Raw genomic sequence first — 19,175 nt, 5'->3', positions numbered from 1 at the left:
TTATCGGGTTCGCCCTGGTGTGCCGGTGTGGACGGTCGTGCAATTGCGTGACCGTTCACACCGGCAGCAGGGAGCACCTCGACTCTCGTCGGCGGGCCTTCCGATTCCGGCTACCGGCGGCAGAGGAAGCCATGCGCGATCAAGGCAATTGGCCGGTAGTGGCGCGTCTCAGCTGCCGTCCCGGACCGCCGCGAGGCACTGGTCGTAGAGGTCAGCCAGGTCGAGTCGACCTTCGCTCTCGGCCCAGAGTTCGGTCGCCGTGTCGACGCAGGCGAAGACCGCCGCGACGATCGCCCTGGCGCGCGGGTCGGGGGACGGGCCGGAGCCGGTGTCCAGGCGGGCCTGGACGATCGGGACGAGTTCGGTCTGCCAGCGCAGCCGCTTCTCGATGTAGCGGGCGCGTAGTGAGGGGGTCTCGAAGATCAGGCGGGACAGCTCCAGCGCCCGTTCCTGGGTGTGGTTGGCGATGAGGATCGCCTCGAATCCGGCCCGCAGGGCGTCCCAGACGGATACCCCGGCCGACTGCTGCTCGACGGTCCGCCTCAGCAGCTCGCCCAGTGCCTCCTGGTCCCCGCAGACCAGGTCCTCCTTGGTGCCGAAGTAGCGGAACAGGGAGCGCTGCGAGATCCCCGCCTCACGCGCGATCTGCGCGATCGTCGTCTGCTCGTAGCCCTGCTCGGCGAACAGCCGAACCGCCGTGTCCAGGATCTCCTGGACGGCGACCTGCCGCGATCGGTCCCACAACGTCGTCATGGAAACCAAGTCTACCCTCCCCTGGACAGCGACCGCCTACTTGGCATTAACTGCCAGAAAGGCAGCGACTGCACAAAGGAGAGAGCCAATGACAGCCGTCGACTACCGCGGCCAGACCACACTGATCACCGGCGCCAGCGCGGGCCTCGGCGCCGAGTTCGCCCGCCAGCTCGCCGCCCGCGGCTCCGACCTGGTGCTGGTCGCCCGCCGCCAAGAACGTCTGGAGGCGCTGGCCGCCGAGCTGCGCGCGCACCATCGGGTCCAGGTGCACGTGCTGCCAATGGACCTGACCACCGGCCACCCCGGGCAGGCACTGGCTGAGCAGCTGGAGCGACTCGGCCTCCACGTCACCAGCGTGATCAACAACGCCGGGTTCGCCAGCTTCGGCCCCTTCCACCAGACGGATCCGGTACGGCTGCGTCAGGAGATCGCGGTCGACGTGACCGCGGTCGCCGACATCAGCCGCGCCTTCATCGAACAGCTGCGGACGGCGGGTCGCGGGGTGCTGGTCAACGTGGCGAGCATGGCCGCCTACCAGCCCAACCCGCGCATGGCGCTGTACGGGGCGACCAAGGCGTTCGTGCTGAGCCTCACCGAGGCGCTCTGGGAGGAGTCCCGCGGCACCGGGCTGCGGGTGCTCGCCCTGTCCCCCGGCGCCACCCGGAACCGAGTTCTTCGAAGTCGCGGGGACAGATCGGGCTGCCGGGGGAACGAAGCTGGCCTCGCCGGTCGACGTGGTCCGCACCGCGTTGGCCGCGCTGGACCGCAGGAACCCGCCGCCCAGCGTCATCGTGGGAAGTGCGAACCGGGTGATGGCTTTCCTCGCCCGCCGCATGGCCACCCGGCGGCAAGTCATCAGGGCCATCGGCCGCCTCACCGCCGAGAGGGCATGACGTTGGGCGGGGACGCTGCCATGCTGGGCGGCGGCGCCGTCGGGATCGGCTGACAGACCGGCCTGCTGACCGGGCCGGCCGAGGCCTACGGCGACCTGTTCGGTGCCGACCTCGTCGTCGGCACCTCCGCAGGAGCCCTGGTCGGGGCATTCCTGGCCTGCGGAGCCGACCTGTCGGGCACGGTGCGCTCGCTCGCCAGGATGGGGCAGGCCGTGACCGCTGACCAGTGTCGTGCTTCCCCCTGGACCAGCCACTCGCAGCCTTCCAGACGGTCGGACAGGAGATCGCCGAACCGCGCGCGTCAGGCGTTGCTCTGCTGACCGTGGAACCTTCCCCCGAGGTGTTCGCACTGGGCGCGGGCGGCCCAGCCGTGATGAACCCCGCGCTCGCCGAACCAGCATTCAGCCTTGGAACATGCCAGGCGGCCATCGGTGGTTCCTGGAGCGGGCCGCGCCGGCCGGATTCGGCGAGTCGTTCGTCGGGGGCCTCGAAGACCAGAAGCTCGCCTGCCGACTCGCCAGGCACGGCGCGCGATGGGCGTACTCTCGCACCGCCTCGGGTACGCACCTGCGCCACGACCGCACGATGGAGCCGAGCGGCTCGCCGGGTGGAAGGCCAATCTCCGCCGCATCGTGGACAGTCGCGGGGATCCGCTCCTGAGCAGTTCGAGGACCTCGCCGATCACGTCATCCGCGACCGACGCCAGCGGCGGGGCCTCGCCGAGCTGTTCGGCGGTCTTGCCCGCCCCGAACCCGTAGTTCCGGACCTGTTCCGGTTGCCGAGCGCATCGAGGAACACGTCGGCCGCGCGCGGACGGTCAATGCCTTCCCGGCGGGCAGTTGTTGTACGACGGCGGGCACCGCGTCCTCCCTGCCACAGACAACAGTGCCGCTTCAAGTACGGCGCGGAGAACGCCACCGCAGGTGACGGATCAAGCTACCGCAGATATTGGGGTGTTATCCATGGGACGACTTCCGACCGACCCTGCGGCCGACGCGCCGTCAGCCGCCCACCAGGGCCGACATCGGCCTGGCGCACGATCTGACATGGATGTTCCTCAACCCCCGACCTCGTGCTCGCGCTGATCGGCGGGCAGCGCCTGCAGCTGATTGACAGCGGCGTCCAGAATAGCGGGTCGTCCACAGCACGGCGGCGTTCAGGACCAGCCGAGCGCGCTGAGCCGGCGTCGTACTTCGCGCGACAGGGTCAGGCTCGCGGGCGACGGTCACTTTAGGTGGGGGAACCCGGGCGATGTTCAGTGGGGCAGTGTCACCAGGCCCGTCTCGTAGGCGAGGATGACCAGTTGCACCCGGTCGCGGGCGTCGAGCTTGGCGAGCAGCCGTGTCATGTACGTCTTGACCGTGGCCACGCTGATGACCAGTTCGGCGGCTATCTCGGGGTTGGACAAGCCACGTCCGACCAGGGTGAGGATTTCTCGCTCCCGGTCGGTGATGTTGCTGATCTTCCGGAACGCGGGAGCAGGGGTGGATGGGGGAACCTCGGGCCGTCCGACGAACTCTGCGATCAGTCGGCGGGTGACGCTCGGTGCGATCAGGGCGTCCCCGGCGGCGACCACCCGGATCGCGGTGAGGATGTCGTCCAGTGCCATGTCCTTGACCAGGAAGCCGGAGGCCCCCGAGCGCAGCGCGGCGTAGACGTAATCGTCGTCGTCGAAGGTGGTCAGCACGACCACGCGTGGTTCTCCCGGGCCCGCGGTGACCAGGCGGGTGGCCTCAATACCGTCCATGCCGGGCATGCGGATGTCCATCACCACCACGTCGGGGTGCAGTTCCTCGGCCAGCTGGACTGCCTCCGCACCGGTTCCGGCCTCTCCGACGACCTCGACGTCGGGTGTGCCGGAGATGACCATCTCCAGGGCGGCCCGTACCAGCGGTTGGTCGTCGACCAGCACGACGCGGACGCTCATCGCGCTCCGCCCGTCACGGGCAGACGGGCCGAGACTCGGAAGCCGCCGCCGGTCCGGGGGCCGGCGTGGAACTCCCCGTGCAGCAGGGTGACCCGCTCGCGCAGCCCGGCAAGGCCGTATCCATTGCCCGGGGTCCTGCCGCGGCCGCGGCCCCGGTCGGTGATCTCGACGGCCACCTGGCCGCTCTTCCGGCAGTCGATGGACACGTGGCAGGAGGTGGCCTCAGCGTGGCGCACCACGTTGGCGATCGACTCCTGGATGATCCGGAAGGTCGCCAGGTCGACGTCCGGCTGCAGCGGGCGCCGCTCGCCCTGCCATCGGACGTCGACCCGCACGCCCGCAGCGGTCGTCGCGGCGACCAACCGGTCCAGGTCGGCCAGTCCCGGCGCCTGGTGCAGCGGGCTGGTCTCGAAGTCCGTGTCGTGCTCGGTCTGGCGCAGCGCGCCGAGCATCCGGCGCAGCCCCGACAGCGTCTCCCGTCCGGCGGTCTCGATCTCGGCCAACGCCTCGCGCGCACGGTCCGGCCGGCTGTCGATGACCCGCCGTGCCGCACCGGCCTGCAGCGCGACGATGCCGATGCTGTGCGCCACCGTGTCGTGCATCTCCCGGGCAATCCGCAGCCGTTCGGCCGTGACCGCCTGCGCGGCCAGCTGGGCGCTCAACACCTCGGTGTGCTCGCGGGACTGGCGTATCGACCGGCCTACCAGCCAGGCGATGACGGCGGCCAGGACGCCCTCGTCAGAGACGCCGATGTGCGGCAGGCTGGTGGTCAGCTGGAAATGATCGACGACGAACACGGTACCCGGCGCCGGAACATCATCGTATGTGGCGGTCGTCAACCCGACGGTGTTGTCGGGGGTCAGGCTCAGATGCACGATCAGCAGGACCAGCACCAGGGCTAGGGCCGTACGGGACGTCGGGCGAGGCTGGGCGGCCGTTACCAGGCAGAGCGCGACGTCGACCGCCAGGAGCGCGGTCAATGGCAGCTGTACGTTCGCGTGGGTCGCGTCCGTCACCGCGAGCGTGGCGACGAGCAGCAGGGCGATCGACAGCAGCGGCCGTCGGCGCAGCAGGGCAGCGGCGCCGAATGCGACAAGGGACGCGGCGGCCAGGATCGACCAGTCCCGGTGCCCGGCGGCGCCGCCCGCCCGGGAGATGGGATGGTCCAGTCGCCCGAGGACAACTGCGGGGTACGCGACCGACACGCACCAGGCCAGGGCCGTCCATGCGCCCGGTGGTACGCGCTTGAGCAGGGGCAGGGCCGGCGTCACGGACATGCGGTGATCGTAACCAGGTGCCTTCCCGCCGGCATCGGACCACGGTTGTACAACCAGGGTCGAGCGGTGCCGCGACGGAGTGTCAGCTCTGGTCCGATGCCGCCCGGCCCCGGCCCGGGCACCGTTGAGAACATGATCGAAGTCCACGAGTTGACGAAGCGGTACGGCAGGAAGCCGGCGGTCAACAATCTCAGCTTCACCGTGAGCCCTGGTCACGTCACCGGGTTCCTCGGCCCCAACGGAGCCGGCAAGAGCACCACACTGCGGCTGATTCTCGGTCTGCACACCCCCACCAGCGGGTCCGTCACCATCGACGGCCGCTCATTCCGCTCGCTGCCCCGGGGGCTGCGGCATGTCGGCGCACTGCTGGACGCCGGTGACATGCACGGCGGGCGCACCGCCCGGGCCCACCTGCGCGCGCTGGCCCGCAGTAACGCCATCCCATGCAGTCGGGTGGACGAGGTGTTGCGCGAGGTCGGTATCGCGGACGCGGCGGACCGGCGCATCGGCGGCTTCTCCCTCGGCATGCGCCAGCGCCTCGGCATCGCCACCGCACTGCTCGGTGACCCGCCGGTGCTGCTCTTCGACGAGCCGCTCAACGGACTCGACCCGGAGGGCGTGTACTGGGTGCGTGGCCTGTTCCGCCGACTGGCCGGCGAGGGGCGTACGGTCCTCGTCTCCAGCCATCTGATGTCCGAGATGGAGCACACCGCCGACCAGCTCATCGTCCTCGGCCGCGGTGAGCTGATCGCCGCGCAGAGCGTGACGGAGTTCGCGGCCCGCGGGGCCGGCCGGAGCGTGTCGGTGCGCACAGCGGCCGCCGCGTGCCTGTCGCCGCTGCTGAGCACTGAGGGCGCATCGGTCCAGCGCGAGGCAGACGGACAGCTCACGGTGGTCGGGCTCAGCGCGGACCGGATCGCCGAGATCGCCTTCCAGCACCGCATTCTGCTCCACGAGTTGACCAACCACACCGGCTCGCTGGAAGAGGCGTTCATGGAGCTGACCGCCGACAGCGTCGAATACCTCGCAGGAGAGACCCAGTGACCGCGCCGACGACCAAGACCGTGATGCCCAACGTGCCGGCCCCGGAGCCCAAGGCCCGCTTCACCGACCTGTTCGCTGCCGAGTGGATCAAACTGTGGTCGCTGCGCTCGACTCCCTGGGCCTTCGCCGCCACAGTGGCGGGGGTCCTCATGGTCACCGTCGCTGCCGCCTATGGTGACTCCCAGAACTTCACACATTACGACGAGGGGCACCGGGAGTACTTCCGCATGTTCGGCGCGGTGGGCGACTCGTTCCCCACCGGCGCCGCCACTGTGCTGATTCTCGGGGTGGGCGCCATCGGCGCCATCACGGTCCTCGGTGAGTACACCACCGGCATGATCAGGACGACCTTCACGGCCGTCCCGGCTCGCCGTTCGGTGATGGCCGCGAAAACAGCGGTGGTCACCGTGACCACGACCGTCCTCGGTGTGGCCTTGGCATTGGTCTCGTTCGGTGCGGCCCAGGTGATTCTGGCCGGTCAGGGCGCCGCCGTCGGCCTCGGCCATCACGGTGTCGTGCGCCTGCTCGTCGCGTCCGCGCTACTCGCTCCGGTGTCCGCACTCGTGGGCATGGGACTGGGCGCAGTCATCCGGCACAGCGTACTCACCATCGTGGCCACGAGCGCGCTGCTCTTTGTCCTTCCCTCGCTGTTGAACAGTCAGAAGCACCTCACCGTGAGCCTCCTGCACATGACGGTCCTTCAGGCATGGCGGCGCATCGGCTACGAGCAGGCCACCACGACGATGTGGCCGTGGACGGTGACGGGCGCCTGCATCGTCCTCGCCGTCTGGGCACTGGTCGCCGTGGTCCTGGCCATCTTTACCTCGGACCACCGGGACCAGTGAGCGGTGCTCCGCCGGGCCTTTTCTCAGGCGCGGGCTGGTGGTGCAGTAACGGGAACCGCGCTCTGTGACGGGACCGGTACCGATCCGGCAGCCCGACGCCATTGCGCTGGACCACCTCGCCGAGGAGCACTACCGTCCCGCTCCCCCGCCCACCGCCGCACCCGGTCCAGCAGCCGGTGACCTACCCGGCCATGGCCCCCGGCTCACCCTCACCACCAGCCGACACCACGTGGCCATGCGCGCCCGGCGCGCTGCGCGTACAGCCCCTGCCCGGCGAGAGACACACCGCCAACCTCACTCACCTCGCTGCCGCCTACCGCCTACCGCCTACCGCCACACGATCACGAGCTGAGCCAACCCCGCAGCGGGCTCAGTGCGGGGCGGAGAGCCACTGGCTGAGCCAAGCGAACGCCGGCGGGTACTCCGCGGACCAGGTGTTGTAGTTGTGGCCGCCGTTCGGCAGGAACAGCGTGCGCACCGTGACCGGCGAGGACGCCGCGGCCGCCTGGAACTGCGTGATGTAGGAGGGCGGGCTCAGACGGTCCTCGCGTGAGGTGGAGAGGAAGAGACTGACGTGGGACTTCGTGCGCCGCACCAGGTAGGTCGGGCTGTTGAGCCGGCGCACGGTCGGGTCCGGGAGGACGGACTCGTCGCCGGTCAGCGGGTCGGGGTCGAGAGCGGCGCCCGCACCGAAGACCTTCGGGTACTGCAGGGGCAGTTTCGCGGCGCAGATGCCGCCGGTCGAGAAGCCCATCACACCCCAGCCACCGGCACCCCGCAGGGTGCGGAACTTGTGGCTGATCAGGTCCGGGACATCCACCGACATCCAGGTCGCCACCTTGCGGTTGGGCAGGTCGGTGCAGTCGGTGTCCACACTGCCCGGGTTGACCACGGGCATCACCAGGATGAAGGGGTGCACCTTGTTCTGCTTCAGCAGGTCCGAGAAGGCGCCCGGCATGCCGCCGTGCTCCAGCCAGGACTCCGGGGATCCGGGCACGCCGTGCAGCAGCATGATGACCGGGAACCGCTTGTTCCTGTAGGCCGGCTCGTCGTACTGCGGCGGCTCCCACACCAGCACCTGCCCGGACAGGGCGGACTTCTGGCCGTGGAAGTACGTGTCCAGGACACCGCCCTTGGTGCTGTGGTTGAACTTCGCGCGTTGCACCGGCGGCCCTGGCATCGCGACCGCGTTGGTGTTGTCCGTGTTGCCCATGAGGTCGTCCCAGGACGCATACAGCCCATAGCTGTTGTTGATCCAGGTGGCCACGACGCTGATCGCGGTGAGCTGGCACAAGCCGATCATCACGGCGTGCGCCAGCCAACGCACCGGCCTGGGCCCGCGGATCCTGGCCCACAGGGCGATCGTGCCGACCATCGCCACGACCGTCGCGACGATGAGGGCGACGAAGAACGGCGTTCCGGTGAGAGACACACGACCACCTTTCTGGACCACTGAACGAGAGTGAAGCGGGCGATACCGGCTGTAGCGTCCGCAATGACCACGCATGTCGGCTACTTGGCTAGAGGGGCCCCGGCGATCATCGGTTCCGTCCGACGGGACAGGACACGGCGAGTGATCGTCGGAGGGCGGTGTGCACGGGCGACGGCGGCCTGCGGGACCCGGGGTGCTCGCATCACGGCCAGAGCCGGGCATCCGGGCTTTCCGGCCGGGCCTGAAGACGTGACCGCGGGCCGTCGGCCGGTCAGGCGGCGCCGTCGGCAGGGCCTGTCTCCGGAAGGTCCCGGGCCGACGGGACGCGCTCGGCCGGCGCCGCTGAGCCCGGGGAGGTCCAGGGCCTCGTCGTAGAGTTCGTCCGCGTTCGGGAGTCTTCCCCCGTGCACTTCCTTATCGGTGCGTTTGTGCGGCGGCAGCGAGGCGGCGAGGGCGGCGGTGATGAAGACGAGCACCGTGGCGATGCCGGTGTCGTCGGCCAGGACGCCGAGGACGGCGGGAAGAAGCCTCCGAAGGTGGTGGTCCGGTCCTGACCGTGTTCGGCTTCTTCTTGCCGGAGACGAACGCCTTGCGGCCGGGGCGAGCCGCGCGAGGGCCGGCGGACCTGCACCTCGGTCCCTTCGATCCGCAGGTCCACGCCTTCCGCCTGGACGTAGGCGAATACGTCCTCCAGCGTGCGCAGCCGCAGCCCGAGACGATCAGGGACAGCGAAGCCGCGGGCCGCCAGCAGCGGGCGGACCTCTCGGACCGCTGCGGAGACGGTGGAGCGGTCCACGCCGTAGATCTGTGCCAGAGCGGCGTGCGGCAGCCCAAGCCGCAGGTGCACCAGCGTGACCAGGAGCCGGTCGATGAAGACCAGTCGTTGCTTGGGCCCGGCACCAACAGCCCGCCTGCGGTCCCCGCCCCGCCGCTCACGCAAGGCCGACTCGCGGGCGGCCTGCCACTTGGGGGCGAGTTCTTCGACCAACTCGCCCCCATGTGCGCGGGAGACCCCGCCGAGGGCAGGGTGGGGACAGGCCCCACGGGCCCAGGCTTGCGTCACGACTTACCCAACGCGTGCGGACCTTCGCCTGCAACGGCCAAGGCGCCTGCCATGATCGTCATTATGGGGATACATATCGCACCGGCCGGGGTGGCCGACTTCCACCAGGTCCTGACTGATCACCCCCGTTACTGGGGGGAACGCGACCTTCGGTCGCTGCACCTTCTGGCACTGGTGCAGGAATTCGGTTCTACCTGCTTGGTTGCCCGAGCCGAGGACGGAATCCGTGGGTACATCTTCGGGTTCGTCACCCCGGACGGCACCGGATACGTGCATCTGATCGCCACGCGGGACGACGCCCGCGGCACCGGCCTCGGGCGTCGTCTGTATGCGGCCTTCGCTGAAGCAGCGGAACGTCATGGTGCAAGGCAGTTGAAGGCGATCACGTCAATCGAGAACACCGGCTCGATCGCCTTCCATCGCAGCCTCGGCTTCGACGCGAAGATCGTCGACGACTACAACGGCCCCGGCAGGGCCATGGCCGTCTTCCACCGAGATCTGCCGCTCAACATCTCACGGCCCTGACCAACCGGCCGTCACTAGAGATCTTTGACCGTGCGGGTTACGTCGGGTCGTGACGGGCTTTCGTGGGCCGCGTTATGCCGGAGGGGTGAGGCATCCCGATAGGGGGCTGACCGCGGAGGAACGGGCTCGGCGTGAGCGGCTCGGCGTGAGCGGCTCGGCGTGAGCGGCTCCGCTTGGCCTGCGCCAAGCCGGCCACCGGCCCCGGCTGATCTACCGCATCCACCTCGACCGTGGTCCCGCCAAGGGCCGCCGTAAGGGCTTTACCGACACTGACTACACCCGCCTGCTGGATGCCGCGCACCAGCAGCTCGGCGGGCCCCATCGTTCTGGTGTGGGACGACTTGAACACGCATGTTGAACACGCATGCCAGTCGCACCATGCGTGAGCTGGTCGCCGCCCCGCTCATGGCTGACTGTCCACCAGCTGCCGCCCTGTGCACCGGGGACGGTGTGAGGGGCCGGTGCGAGGGGCCGGTGCGCTCCCCGCGACTCAGTGCTTGGCGGCACGAATCGCCGTAGAGCCCGGCGGCCATCAGGCGGCAGGCCTGCCAGCCCTGGCTGAAGTCCTCGGGGTCGCCACCGCAGGCCAGGACGTAGCCGTTGACGGCCACCCGGCTGGGCAGCTTCTGGCCCCTGGGCGTTCAGTGTGCACTACCAGCGGTTGCAGCCACCGACAGCAGCGCCACCCACGTTGCCCACGCCTACGCACGAGAATGCTGCTTTAACGGGCCCCGGGTCCGGGCCCCGGCGCCGGGGCGTGTGGTTCGGCGCCGAGGCCCATGTGAGCTACCTGCCGAACACGATGGTGTTGTTGCACCCCAGGGTTGAGCCGACGTTGGTGTTCTGCGTGCCGGGAGAGCCCTTGTCGTAGTTGCCTTCCCGGCCGTTCTCGAAACCGGACTCGCCCTGTACGTCAACGTTCTCTTCGGCCGTCGTGCATGACGTGTTCTGGCTGATGCGGACCGTCTGGCTCTCTCGACCGCCGTGCTCGCGCCCGTGACCGTGTCCGTGTTTGTGCCCGTCGCCGTGGGCGTAAGCGGTACCGGCGCCGAGGAAGCCGACAGCGCCGAGAAGGACGGTCACGACAACGGTCTTGCGAGGCTTGCGCATGTCTTCTCCGGGTGTTGGAACGGACTCGAGCGGAATCCGCCACGTCATAAGGTGACGAGAGGTTAATGGGTAAATGTCCTATACCTGCTCGTCGGCACGCCGGATCGTCTGATCAACGAGCACAGGCGTCGGTCCGGCGGCTGATCCAAGTTCCCTGTGCAGTCAAGGCATTGCAAGGCCGAGCTGCGGGCATAGGCGCTCCGCGCAGAACCACCCGTGTGGCCGCACCGCGTACACAAAGGCGGCATGGGCCATCCAGCCCTCAACTACGATGCGCGCTGTTCTGCCGGCGATTCCTGAAGTCATTCGGATAGCAGTTCTCAGTCAGAAACCCTCGGCATCCGTCTTGCCAACCCCGATGAATTTCGCTGCTTTCGTTGCCGATAACCTCAACTGGTCTACACGGCAGTGGCGTACCTCAGGGCAGGAGGTGCTCCGCGCGCCCGCGGGGGATGGTCCCGACGCGAAGAACGCCGGAAGCAACGTCCACGTCTGCAGCCCCGCGCCCGCGGGGAAGATCCGGATCCGGCCAGGCCTGGGGGCGATGCGTTGTCCTGGAGAACGGCCGCCACCCGAAGAAGACCTGAGCGCCGACGGCCGGATACTCGCTGTCGCGATCCTCGGTCGCACCGAAGGACCACCGCCACGCCCGCCGCCAGTTCACCTCGCTGCGATCCCCGGTCGCTCCAGAGGGCGACCGCCACAGCCCTGCGGTCCTACCCGCTGTGGAGTGCCGACCCGTTGCGATCCTCGGTGGCCCCCGAGAGCGACCGCCCTCCTCGACAGCGCCCGTGACCGCCGCCCCGAGAAGTTGGATGCCTTCAAGCCGTACCTGCAGCAGCAGTACGCCGCCGACACCACCAGCGGCCGCACGCTGTTCCAGCAGATCCGCGAACGCGGATTCCGCGGCGGCTACTCGACACTCACGCCCTACCTGCGAACCCTGAAAGCCGGCACGGCTCCGGCCGCACCAACGGAAATTCCGAGCCCGCGCCGGATCACTGCATGGATCATGCGCAACCGAGACCTCCTCAGCGCCCGGGAGATTGAGCACCTTGACCAGGCCCGCCTCGCCTGCCCGGACATCGCGCGGGCCTGCGACCTCGACCGAGCCTTCACCGACCTCGTCCGCAACCGTCGAGGCCAACTGCTGCCCGCCTGGATCCGCCAGGCCGAACAATCCGACGTTACCCCCGTCGCCAAGTTCGCCGCTTTCCTCCGCCAGGACTTCGACGCCGTCACCGCCGGGCTCACCCACGAATGGAGCTCCGGCAAGGTCGAAGGCCACGTCAATCGCGTGAAAACGATCAAGCGAGCCATGTACGGCCAGGCCTCGTTCCGGCTCCTGCGGATCCGAATCCTCACCCGCCCGTGATCTTCACGGCTTCTGGGCCGAGCTTCGTCGAGAGAGCGGCCCGGGCTAGAAGGGAGGCTGCCAGCCACGCCAATTCGACGTGTGCCCGGGCAGGGCAAGTGCTCTCAGTGGCTCGGGTAGGTCCACTGACGGCCAACCCACTCACACTCCGGGATCGCGCCTTCCCAGTCGTCGGTGCACCGGTCGGCCCAGGCCCGGGCCACCATGACCGGCCGGGTCACCGCGCGGTCGGCGACCTCCTGTACCCGCACCACCAGACCGAGCCCATTGACTCCAGGGTTCCCCCGTGGACCGCAGGACACGAGGAATCGCGGTCAGAAAATTTTCGAATCCCCAGGTCAGTGGCGCAAACAGGCAATCTTTCCGGCAGGGTTTCTTCTGCCGTGGCGAAGAGGACGGTTGAGGCCCGGTTTCGAAGGGACGTCCTTGCTCTACTCGCTCAGCCCCACGACGCCCCAGCCTCGTCGGGCGGCTTCGGTGAGGACGTGGCCCCACTCCGCCAGCAGGTCTGTGAACGCGCCGAAGTTGCCGACCCATCCTTCGGGATCGGCGGCATGTTCGGTGAAGGCTCTTTGCATCCTGTCAAGGCGAGGCCGTACCCGCTCCCAGGTCGCAGCCAGTTCCCTCACGGCGTCTGGCGGCTGTGCGAGCAGCAGCCCATAGACGCTGGGGTCGTCGCTGAAGCAGTCCGGATCCGTGTGCTGCGCCTCACCGTCCAGCCCGATCCAGATCAACCCGAGCAACAACGTGTCCAGCTCGGCCCGCACCAGGGGATCAACATGGTCGCGGACGGATTCCCACCGCTGCCCGGCCCAGAAGTGCGCCTTGAACGAGCCACAGGTGTGCCGGAACTCGTATACAGCGAAGAAGGCGCTGTTGGGTCCCCGTGGCCACTCCCAGTCGCCCTCGACCTCCGGCGCGTCGTGATCCCACAGCCCCGTCTCATCGGCATACCAGGCGTTCCGCAGCCGCGGCAGCCGCTCCCGGGGCGGAACCTCCCTCAGCCATGACCAGTCTGCGATCATCACCGTGATGTCCAGCCCCATGGGGGTCAGCGTACCGATTGTCCAAGCTCCAAGGTGGCGGGCACCGACGGCAGCGTCGGATACCAGGCAGAGCCGGGATTCACGGAACTGCGGCCAGAGCCTTGAGTCTCCCCACCCGGTGCTCGAGGGTGGGAGCACCTGCTCGCCGAAACGTCCTCTTCGCGATGCTCCGCGACGGAACCATCTACGAACCCCACCCTGCCAAATCGGGCTGACCTGCAGAAACAGCCCTAGAAGGCGGGACGTTGGCCGAGATGCACCACGACATCCGAACCGACGCGCCAGTCGGCAAGACGCCGCGGGCTCACACCATGAAGGTTGCCCCTGTCGGGATCGGCGCCAGCATTGACCAGCAACGACAGCACCGCACCATCACCTCGATACGTGAACACCGCCTGCCACAACGGCGTATTACCCTGCCCATCCGGGGCATCCACCCACGCACCCGCGGCCAGAAGAGAGCCCACAGTCGCGGCATCCTGCTCGTCCGCCGCGAAGTGCAGCGGCGTCCACTCCTGGCGGCTCTCACGTCCCGGCCCACGGCCCTCATCCAACATGCCACCCATCATCACGACAGCTTGACGAAGGGCATAGGGGCACCCCCGGCCCCCACGTCCAGGAACCGGCGATGTGAACACCGCCAGGTACGACCGTCGTCCAGCGCTACCGCGGCACCGTGGGCAAACGAGAGGGCACGGTCCTCCTCGTCGGCGCCGCTGACGGCGATCGGGGCATGGGCTACTTCGCTTCAGAGGTCACTCGTGGCCTGCCGTGGACTGGCAGTCGTTCCACAGGGCGGCCAGGTGGGCCGGGATCTGGGCGATGGCGGCACACCCCCGAGGGCCGGCGGGGAAGCTGTCGCTGGCCACGTAGCGCCAACCGGCTCCGGTGCGATCGACGAAGTACTTCATCGCGGCTCCGTCGTCCTGCAGGGCGACCTGCTCCGCCTCCGTGCTGCCGGCAATGAGGTGGAAGCGGGTTCCCGCGTAGAGCACGCCGCCGCAACTGCCGTAATAAAACGTGCCCTTGACCGGAGCAATGTGGGTGAGGGGCGGTTGGGTCTGTCTGCGGTAGGCCGCCGTGACGCTCGCCTTCACAGTGGGCGACGCCGGCAGCGACCGGCAGCCGCCGGTCTTGGCCGAGGAGCCGGCAGCGGTGTGCCCGGTCGACGTGCCCACCGTCGTGGATGCTACGGCCGATGAGGAAGGCGTTTGCTTCGCGTTCGGAGAACTGCTGTTCGCTGTGGTGCTGTTCTGCGTGCAGCTTGTGAGCAGGACCACTGCGGCAGCGGCCATCCCCAGAGCGGCGCCGCGGTACAGGGAACGGTTCCGGCGTGTCATGTCGAATCAGCCTCTCTTGATACATCCGCATAGGCCCGAGATGGCGTGACTCCGACACGTTCTCCCGGCCTTGGGCATCAAGACGCTGCGCCATGCACCGCGGTTTCAGCACGTCCGTGTCGGTTCACCGGGTGATCCGGTCACCGCCGGCGGGCCGCGATCGACCACAAGCGCCGAGACACGCCTGCTGGACCCACCAGACGCGGGCCTAGGACTGCGCGGTGACCCGATGCGCATCCACCCGAACGTTTCCCACTCCGTCCGCGCGGCCTGACACTCTGCACCCGACAAGTGGCGGTCCCGACACGAATGGGAACCGCCACTTCCACTGCCTCAAGGCCTCGCACGGCCTCCAGCGACCGCAGCCTCGGCTCCCGGACCCGAATGCCGCACCCCGAGAACAAGTGCCCTGCGCCAGTACCGCTGCTCCCCCAGGGCTGCCGCGACTCCTGCCACAGCGGCTCGAGCCCAGCCCCGACACCTACGACGCCGCCACCCCACCCGCTGCCGTACACCGGCCGGCCGGCCGCGTAGCGCGAACCCCGCCCGGCCACAAGGCCACGGCGGGGTCCTCACCAGGCCGCCGCGCATCGGCAAAGGGCCAAGCACCCACTCCTCACCCCTTCGAGATCACGAGAGATCCGGCATGCAACATCGTCCCGCTGTCTTCGCCGGCCTGCTCGGACTGACCCGCCCGGCAGCGCGCGACCGGGGACTCCTGGGTTGACGCGGCAAAGGCCCTGTCCGCCTTCCTATGACGGCTGACGAATACCCGGTGATCCGCTGAGACGCCGAAAGCCACGCCGAGACCGACGGCCGCCACGGCTCTCAGGCCAGAACAGCCGGCCGGAGCACCTCTTCGCACCACTGGCGGAAACCGGTGGGGGAGGGCTCGGCGGAGTGGTGCTCGGCGTCGTACGCGCCGGCGATCTGGGCCGCGGCCATGTCGACCAGGCCCTGTGCCCAGGCCTCGCTGGCCCCGCGGCCCACAGCCGTCTCCTTGTACGCGTCGAGAGGCACCTGTTGGTACCGGACCGGCCGCTCCAGCACCTCGGAGATGATCTGAGCCATGTCGTCGGGGGAGATGCGGTCGGGGCTGACCAGCGGAACGCCGTCCTGCCCGCTCCAGGAGTCGTCGAGCAGCAGCCGCGTGGCCGTCGCGGCGATGTCGCGGGTGGCGATCGTCGCGAGGACCCGGTCCGCCACGGACGGGAGGAAGAACGTGTCTTGGTTCCTGATCGCCTCGACCTGCCAGAGCAGGTTCTCCATGAAGGCCGCCGCCCCCAGCGCCCGGAAGCTCACCCCAGTGGACCTGATCAGATCGTCCTTGGCCAGGGACGCCGTCAGGTGCCCGGCGTTCTTCTCGATCCCGGTGCCCAGGGTCGATACGGCGACGACGCGCTTGACGCCGTGACGGGTGATCGCCTCGCACGCGGGACGGGTCCAGTCCAGGTAGTGGCCTTCGACGCTGTCCGCCCGGGAGTCCGGCGGGACGACCCAGAACACGCTGTCCGCGCCCGCGAACGCCTCCATGACGACATCGAGGTCGCCGTGCGAGCCGGGGACGACGTCGACCCGCTCGCGCACCCGGGCGGGAAGCCGGGAGAGGTCACGGGCTATCACGCGGACCGGCTGCTCGCTGTCGAGCAGGGCGTCGAGGACCTGTCGGCCGATCTGGCCGGTGGGAGTGGTGATGACAATCATGGAAGAAGCATCTGATCCGGCCCGGCAGGACGGAAGGATCGCAGGGATCCTGCTTGTTACCCTCACGGACATACCAATCGGAGGTGCCAGGCCGTGGAGTCCCGCCCGCTGCGCTATTTCGTCGCCGTCGCCGAGGAACTCAACTTCGCCCGCGCCGCAGAACGCCTCGGCATCTCCGCCCCTCCCCTGTCGCGCGCCATCCGCAACCTCGAAGCGGAGCTGGGCGTCACCCTCTTCGAACGCACCACGCACAGCGTCACGCTGACCCCGTGCGGCACCGTACTGCTCGCGGAGGCGCGGACCGCGCTGGACGCCCTGCAGGCGGCCGGGCGCCGGGCACAACGCGCGGCCGAGCCGAAGCTGGTGCTCGCAGTGAAGGCCGACGGTGATGGAGGCCTGCTGGAGTCCATCCTCGCCCGGTACGCCACCGAACCCGCGGCCGAACCGGTCACGATCCGCCTCTCCGGCTGGCGCGACCAGCCCAGCCTGCTGCGTCGGGGCGAAGCCGACGCGGCCCTGATCTACGAACCGTTCGACCGCACCGGTCTCGACACGGAGCTGGTGACGGTCGAACGCCGCCTGGCCGCTCTCCCGGCCAACCACCCACTGGCCGCCAGGGACCGTATCGCCCTCGCCGACCTCGGTCTCCCGCGCAGCGAGCACAACACTCAGGGATGCCTGTCCCGCCACCTCGACAGGATCGTCGACCGGTACGCGATCCAGGACCTCGCCCAACTGCTCAAGCTCGTCGAACTCGGAGACGTCGTCACCCTGCTCCCGGAATCCGTGTGCGCCCGATACCCGCGCCCGGGCATCGCGTACCGCGAGGTCCCGGACGCACCCCCGGCCACCTTGTCGATCGCCTGGCCTCAACAGTCCCGTTCCAGGGCGACGGCGGCGCTGGTCCGCATAGCGACGTCGGTGGGCGGAGCGCACGGATAGTGGTGCGCGCCACCGAGGGCTGGTGTCGTTGCCGGGAGGAGTGCGCTGGGCGGTCGCACCCTCGGCCACTGCCTGGATCAGGCTCCGCGAACTGACGACGCTCGTCGTGTTGCGTCAACCGTCTGAACCAGGCCCGCTGGGCCATGCGTTGGAAGACCGCGCCGAGCGCCGGGTAGGGCGTGGAGCGCGCGGGCCCCACGGGTTTCGGGCTGCACGTGCGCGGCTGACCGCACCCGGTGCCCGGCCGTCGTCACGGCCGCCGCGCTGACTCCTCGTCAATCCGGCGCCGCACGCGCCACCTCGCGCCTTCCTCGTCGCACCCGCGCACCCGCGCACCCGCGTTCAGGACAACCCGGGGCCGCACCGCACCAGCCATGTCGTTCTCACCATGAACATGCCATATTGGATGCGTCCATCCCCCACGAAAGGTCACCTCCATGGCATACAAACGCCTGGCGGGCCTGACCGCCGGTGCCGTCATCGTCGCCACAGCCCTGCTGCCGCAGGCGGCGCTGGCCGGCACCGGCGCGGACGCCACAGCGGGCCACGCCACCACCACCGGCCGCCCCCACGGCGGGCACCGTACGGTCGTCATCTACCGTGTGCCCACGCGCCATCCGCTCGCCGATGCCGAGCGCCTCGCCGACTCCGGATACGATCTGCTGGAGAAGCGGGACGGCAACAGCCTGTTCGTCTCCGGCGACACGTCGACCGCGGCCGGACTGCGCCGGCTCGGCTTCACCCCCGCCATCGCCTCCACGCTCACCGAGGCGATCCCCTCCCCCACCGCGGTGACGCGCGCCGCCGCGGGTGACACGTTCGACGGCGGCTACCACACGGTCACCGCGCAGTACTCCCACCTGGACGACACCGCCTCCCAACACCCCGATCTCGCCAAGGTGGTGACCTATGGTCGGTCGTGGCTGAAGCAGCGGGGGCGAGGCGGCCGCGATCTCAAGGCGATATGCATCACCAAGATCCAGACGGGCGACTGCGCCCTCAGCCCGAACTCGGCCAAGCCGCGGTTCTTCCTGATGAGCCAGATCCACGCCCGTGAACTGACGACGGGTGAGATGTCGTGGCGCTGGATCGACGCGCTGACCAGCAACTACGGCAAGGACTCGGCGATCACCAAGCTGATGGACACCACCGAGATGTGGGTGGTGCCCGATGCCAACCCCGACGGCGTCGACATGGTCGCGGCGGGCGGTGACAACCCCGTCCTGCAGCGCAAGAACGCCGACGACTCGCACGGCTCCCGGTGCGGGGTGAGCGCCTACAGCCAGATCGGGGTCGACCTCAACCGCAACACCGGCTCCCACTGGGACGCTTCCGGCACCTCCAGCGCAGCGTGCGACCAGACCTACGGCGGCCCGGCCGCCGACTCCGAGGTGGAGAACACCGCTCTGGAGAGCCTCTTCCGCGAGCTGTTCCCGGCGGTGCGCACCGGCACCGGCGACGCCGACCCGGCCCCGTCGAACGCCAAGGGCATGATGATCACGATGCACAGTGACGCCAGCATGGTGCTCTTCCCCTGGGAGTACGACTCCACCGTGCACACCGGCAACGACACCGCCCTGCGCGCGCTGGCCGCCCACATGGCCTCGCTCACCGGCTACCAGTACGGCCAGGCGGGCGAGATCCTCTACAACGCCTCCGGCGGCACCGACGACTGGACGTACGACAAGCTCGGCCTGGCCAGCTTCACCATCGAGATCGGCGACAGCGACGGCGTCGGCTGCGACGGCTTCACTCCGCCGTTCTCCTGCCAGGACAGCTACTTCTGGCCGAAGATCGAACCGGCCCTCCTCTACGCCGCCCAGCATGCAGCGGCCCCCTACACCACCACGTCCGACGCGCGCCGCTGACCTCCAGGGTGGGTCCCTCCCACGGTCTCGG

General features: G+C 69.1%; 19 protein-coding genes and 1 pseudogene. 9 read left to right on the top strand and 11 right to left on the bottom strand.

The genetic code is table 11. The features are described 5' to 3' along the window. Nucleotides 1-168: 168 nt before the first annotated feature. Nucleotides 169-753 (bottom strand): TetR/AcrR family transcriptional regulator, encoded by a 585-nt coding sequence (locus ABT288_RS13545; RefSeq protein ID WP_351606303.1) that lies wholly within the window; start codon nt 751-753, stop codon nt 169-171. An 88-nt stretch (nt 754-841) separates the two neighbouring features. Between ABT288_RS13545 and ABT288_RS13540 the strand changes: the two genes are divergently transcribed. Together ABT288_RS13540 and ABT288_RS13535 are read left to right on the top strand one after the other, a co-directional pair. After that, nucleotides 842-1,699, top strand: a complete 858-nt coding sequence (locus ABT288_RS13540) for an SDR family NAD(P)-dependent oxidoreductase (RefSeq protein ID WP_351606301.1) — start codon at nt 842-844, stop codon at nt 1,697-1,699. A gap of 9 nt (nt 1,700-1,708) precedes the next feature. After that, complete coding sequence (locus tag ABT288_RS13535; protein ID WP_351606427.1) at nt 1,709-1,966, top strand: patatin-like phospholipase family protein; 258 nt, start codon at nt 1,709-1,711, stop codon at nt 1,964-1,966. 935 nt (nt 1,967-2,901) lie between these two features. On the opposite strand, the gene ABT288_RS13525 is transcribed toward ABT288_RS13535, so the two are convergent. Both ABT288_RS13525 and ABT288_RS13520 read right to left on the bottom strand, forming a co-directional pair. Beyond that, entirely contained in the window at nt 2,902-3,573 is a 672-nt protein-coding gene (locus ABT288_RS13525) for a response regulator (protein WP_351606298.1), read from the bottom strand. Next, complete coding sequence (locus ABT288_RS13520; protein WP_351606295.1) at nt 3,570-4,850, bottom strand: sensor histidine kinase; 1,281 nt, start codon at nt 4,848-4,850, stop codon at nt 3,570-3,572. The genes ABT288_RS13525 and ABT288_RS13520 overlap by 4 nt, the downstream gene beginning before the upstream one ends. A gap of 132 nt (nt 4,851-4,982) precedes the next feature. Here ABT288_RS13520 and ABT288_RS13515 point away from each other — a divergent pair, with 132 nt between their 5' ends. After that, entirely contained in the window at nt 4,983-5,894 is a 912-nt protein-coding gene (locus ABT288_RS13515) for an ABC transporter ATP-binding protein (RefSeq protein ID WP_351606293.1), read from the top strand. Continuing rightward, nucleotides 5,891-6,739 carry an ABC transporter permease gene (locus tag ABT288_RS13510; protein ID WP_351606290.1) on the top strand — a complete coding sequence of 283 codons (849 nt, stop codon included), beginning with the start codon at nt 5,891-5,893 and terminating at the stop codon, nt 6,737-6,739. Before ABT288_RS13515 ends, ABT288_RS13510 begins: the two co-directional genes overlap by 4 nt. 370 nt (nt 6,740-7,109) lie before the next feature. Here ABT288_RS13510 and ABT288_RS13505 read toward each other — a convergent pair whose 3' ends face one another. After that, nucleotides 7,110-8,171 carry an alpha/beta hydrolase gene (locus ABT288_RS13505; RefSeq protein WP_351606287.1) on the bottom strand — a complete coding sequence of 354 codons (1,062 nt, stop codon included), beginning with the start codon at nt 8,169-8,171 and terminating at the stop codon, nt 7,110-7,112. A gap of 271 nt (nt 8,172-8,442) precedes the next feature. Then, complete coding sequence (locus tag ABT288_RS50195) at nt 8,443-9,018, bottom strand: helix-turn-helix domain-containing protein (protein WP_450861386.1); 576 nt, start codon at nt 9,016-9,018, stop codon at nt 8,443-8,445. A gap of 267 nt (nt 9,019-9,285) precedes the next feature. Here ABT288_RS50195 and ABT288_RS13495 point away from each other — a divergent pair, with 267 nt between their 5' ends. Together ABT288_RS13495 and ABT288_RS50190 are read left to right on the top strand one after the other, a co-directional pair. Continuing rightward, complete coding sequence (locus ABT288_RS13495) at nt 9,286-9,759, top strand: GNAT family N-acetyltransferase (protein WP_351606285.1); 474 nt, start codon at nt 9,286-9,288, stop codon at nt 9,757-9,759. A gap of 187 nt (nt 9,760-9,946) precedes the next feature. Then, nucleotides 9,947-10,201, top strand: a pseudogene (locus ABT288_RS50190) (IS630 family transposase); the annotation flags it as partial. Nucleotides 10,202-10,545: 344 nt separating this feature from the next. Here ABT288_RS50190 and ABT288_RS13490 read toward each other — a convergent pair. Beyond that, nucleotides 10,546-10,869 carry a hypothetical protein gene (locus tag ABT288_RS13490; protein WP_351606282.1) on the bottom strand — a complete coding sequence of 108 codons (324 nt, stop codon included), beginning with the start codon at nt 10,867-10,869 and terminating at the stop codon, nt 10,546-10,548. Between the two features lie 811 nt (nt 10,870-11,680). On the opposite strand from ABT288_RS13490, the gene ABT288_RS13485 reads away from it, so the two are divergent. Beyond that, on the top strand, nt 11,681-12,244 hold the full coding sequence (locus ABT288_RS13485) for a transposase (protein WP_351606280.1): 564 nt from the start codon (nt 11,681-11,683) through the stop codon (nt 12,242-12,244). A 104-nt stretch (nt 12,245-12,348) separates the two neighbouring features. Here the strand turns inward: ABT288_RS13485 and ABT288_RS13480 are convergent, their stop codons facing one another. From ABT288_RS13480 to ABT288_RS13460, 5 genes are all read right to left on the bottom strand, one after another. Further along, entirely contained in the window at nt 12,349-12,498 is a 150-nt protein-coding gene (locus ABT288_RS13480; RefSeq protein ID WP_351606278.1) for a hypothetical protein, read from the bottom strand. Nucleotides 12,499-12,675: 177 nt separating this feature from the next. After that, complete coding sequence (locus ABT288_RS13475) at nt 12,676-13,290, bottom strand: hypothetical protein (protein WP_351606276.1); 615 nt, start codon at nt 13,288-13,290, stop codon at nt 12,676-12,678. Between the two features lie 230 nt (nt 13,291-13,520). Continuing rightward, entirely contained in the window at nt 13,521-13,847 is a 327-nt protein-coding gene (locus ABT288_RS13470; protein ID WP_351606274.1) for an ankyrin repeat domain-containing protein, read from the bottom strand. 198 nt (nt 13,848-14,045) lie between these two features. Then, nucleotides 14,046-14,468 (bottom strand): hypothetical protein, encoded by a 423-nt coding sequence (locus ABT288_RS13465; RefSeq protein WP_351606271.1) that lies wholly within the window; start codon nt 14,466-14,468, stop codon nt 14,046-14,048. 990 nt (nt 14,469-15,458) lie between these two features. Further along, nucleotides 15,459-16,334, bottom strand: coding sequence for an NAD(P)H-binding protein (locus tag ABT288_RS13460; protein ID WP_351606268.1), 876 nt, complete (start codon nt 16,332-16,334; stop codon nt 15,459-15,461). A gap of 93 nt (nt 16,335-16,427) precedes the next feature. Between ABT288_RS13460 and ABT288_RS13455 the strand changes: the two genes are divergently transcribed. Both ABT288_RS13455 and ABT288_RS13450 read left to right on the top strand, forming a co-directional pair. Further along, complete coding sequence (locus ABT288_RS13455; protein WP_351606265.1) at nt 16,428-17,276, top strand: LysR family transcriptional regulator; 849 nt, start codon at nt 16,428-16,430, stop codon at nt 17,274-17,276. A gap of 437 nt (nt 17,277-17,713) precedes the next feature. Continuing rightward, the gene (locus ABT288_RS13450) at nt 17,714-19,144 is read left to right on the top strand and encodes a M14 family zinc carboxypeptidase (protein WP_351606262.1); all 1,431 of its coding nucleotides are present in this window, start codon (nt 17,714-17,716) and stop codon (nt 19,142-19,144) included. Nucleotides 19,145-19,175: the final 31 nt, after the last annotated feature.

Source organism: Streptomyces sp. NPDC001093, from assembly GCF_040298985.1.
Lineage (GTDB): Bacteria > Actinomycetota > Actinomycetes > Streptomycetales > Streptomycetaceae > Streptomyces.
This window is presented reverse-complemented; position numbering and strand designations above follow the sequence as displayed.

Coding starts and splice junctions, on each gene's coding strand:
- ABT288_RS13515 (WP_351606293.1), top strand. CDS start 4,983: ATGATCGAAGTCCACGAGTTGACGAAGCGGTACGGCAGGAAGCCGGCG.
- ABT288_RS13525 (WP_351606298.1), bottom strand. CDS start 3,573: ATGAGCGTCCGCGTCGTGCTGGTCGACGACCAACCGCTGGTACGGGCC.
- ABT288_RS13460 (WP_351606268.1), bottom strand. CDS start 16,334: ATGATTGTCATCACCACTCCCACCGGCCAGATCGGCCGACAGGTCCTC.
- ABT288_RS13495 (WP_351606285.1), top strand. CDS start 9,286: ATGATCGTCATTATGGGGATACATATCGCACCGGCCGGGGTGGCCGAC.
- ABT288_RS13470 (WP_351606274.1), bottom strand. CDS start 13,847: ATGTTGGATGAGGGCCGTGGGCCGGGACGTGAGAGCCGCCAGGAGTGG.
- ABT288_RS13545 (WP_351606303.1), bottom strand. CDS start 753: ATGACGACGTTGTGGGACCGATCGCGGCAGGTCGCCGTCCAGGAGATC.
- ABT288_RS13540 (WP_351606301.1), top strand. CDS start 842: ATGACAGCCGTCGACTACCGCGGCCAGACCACACTGATCACCGGCGCC.
- ABT288_RS13490 (WP_351606282.1), bottom strand. CDS start 10,869: ATGCGCAAGCCTCGCAAGACCGTTGTCGTGACCGTCCTTCTCGGCGCT.
- ABT288_RS13475 (WP_351606276.1), bottom strand. CDS start 13,290: ATGGGGCTGGACATCACGGTGATGATCGCAGACTGGTCATGGCTGAGG.
- ABT288_RS13450 (WP_351606262.1), top strand. CDS start 17,714: ATGGCATACAAACGCCTGGCGGGCCTGACCGCCGGTGCCGTCATCGTC.
- ABT288_RS13520 (WP_351606295.1), bottom strand. CDS start 4,850: ATGTCCGTGACGCCGGCCCTGCCCCTGCTCAAGCGCGTACCACCGGGC.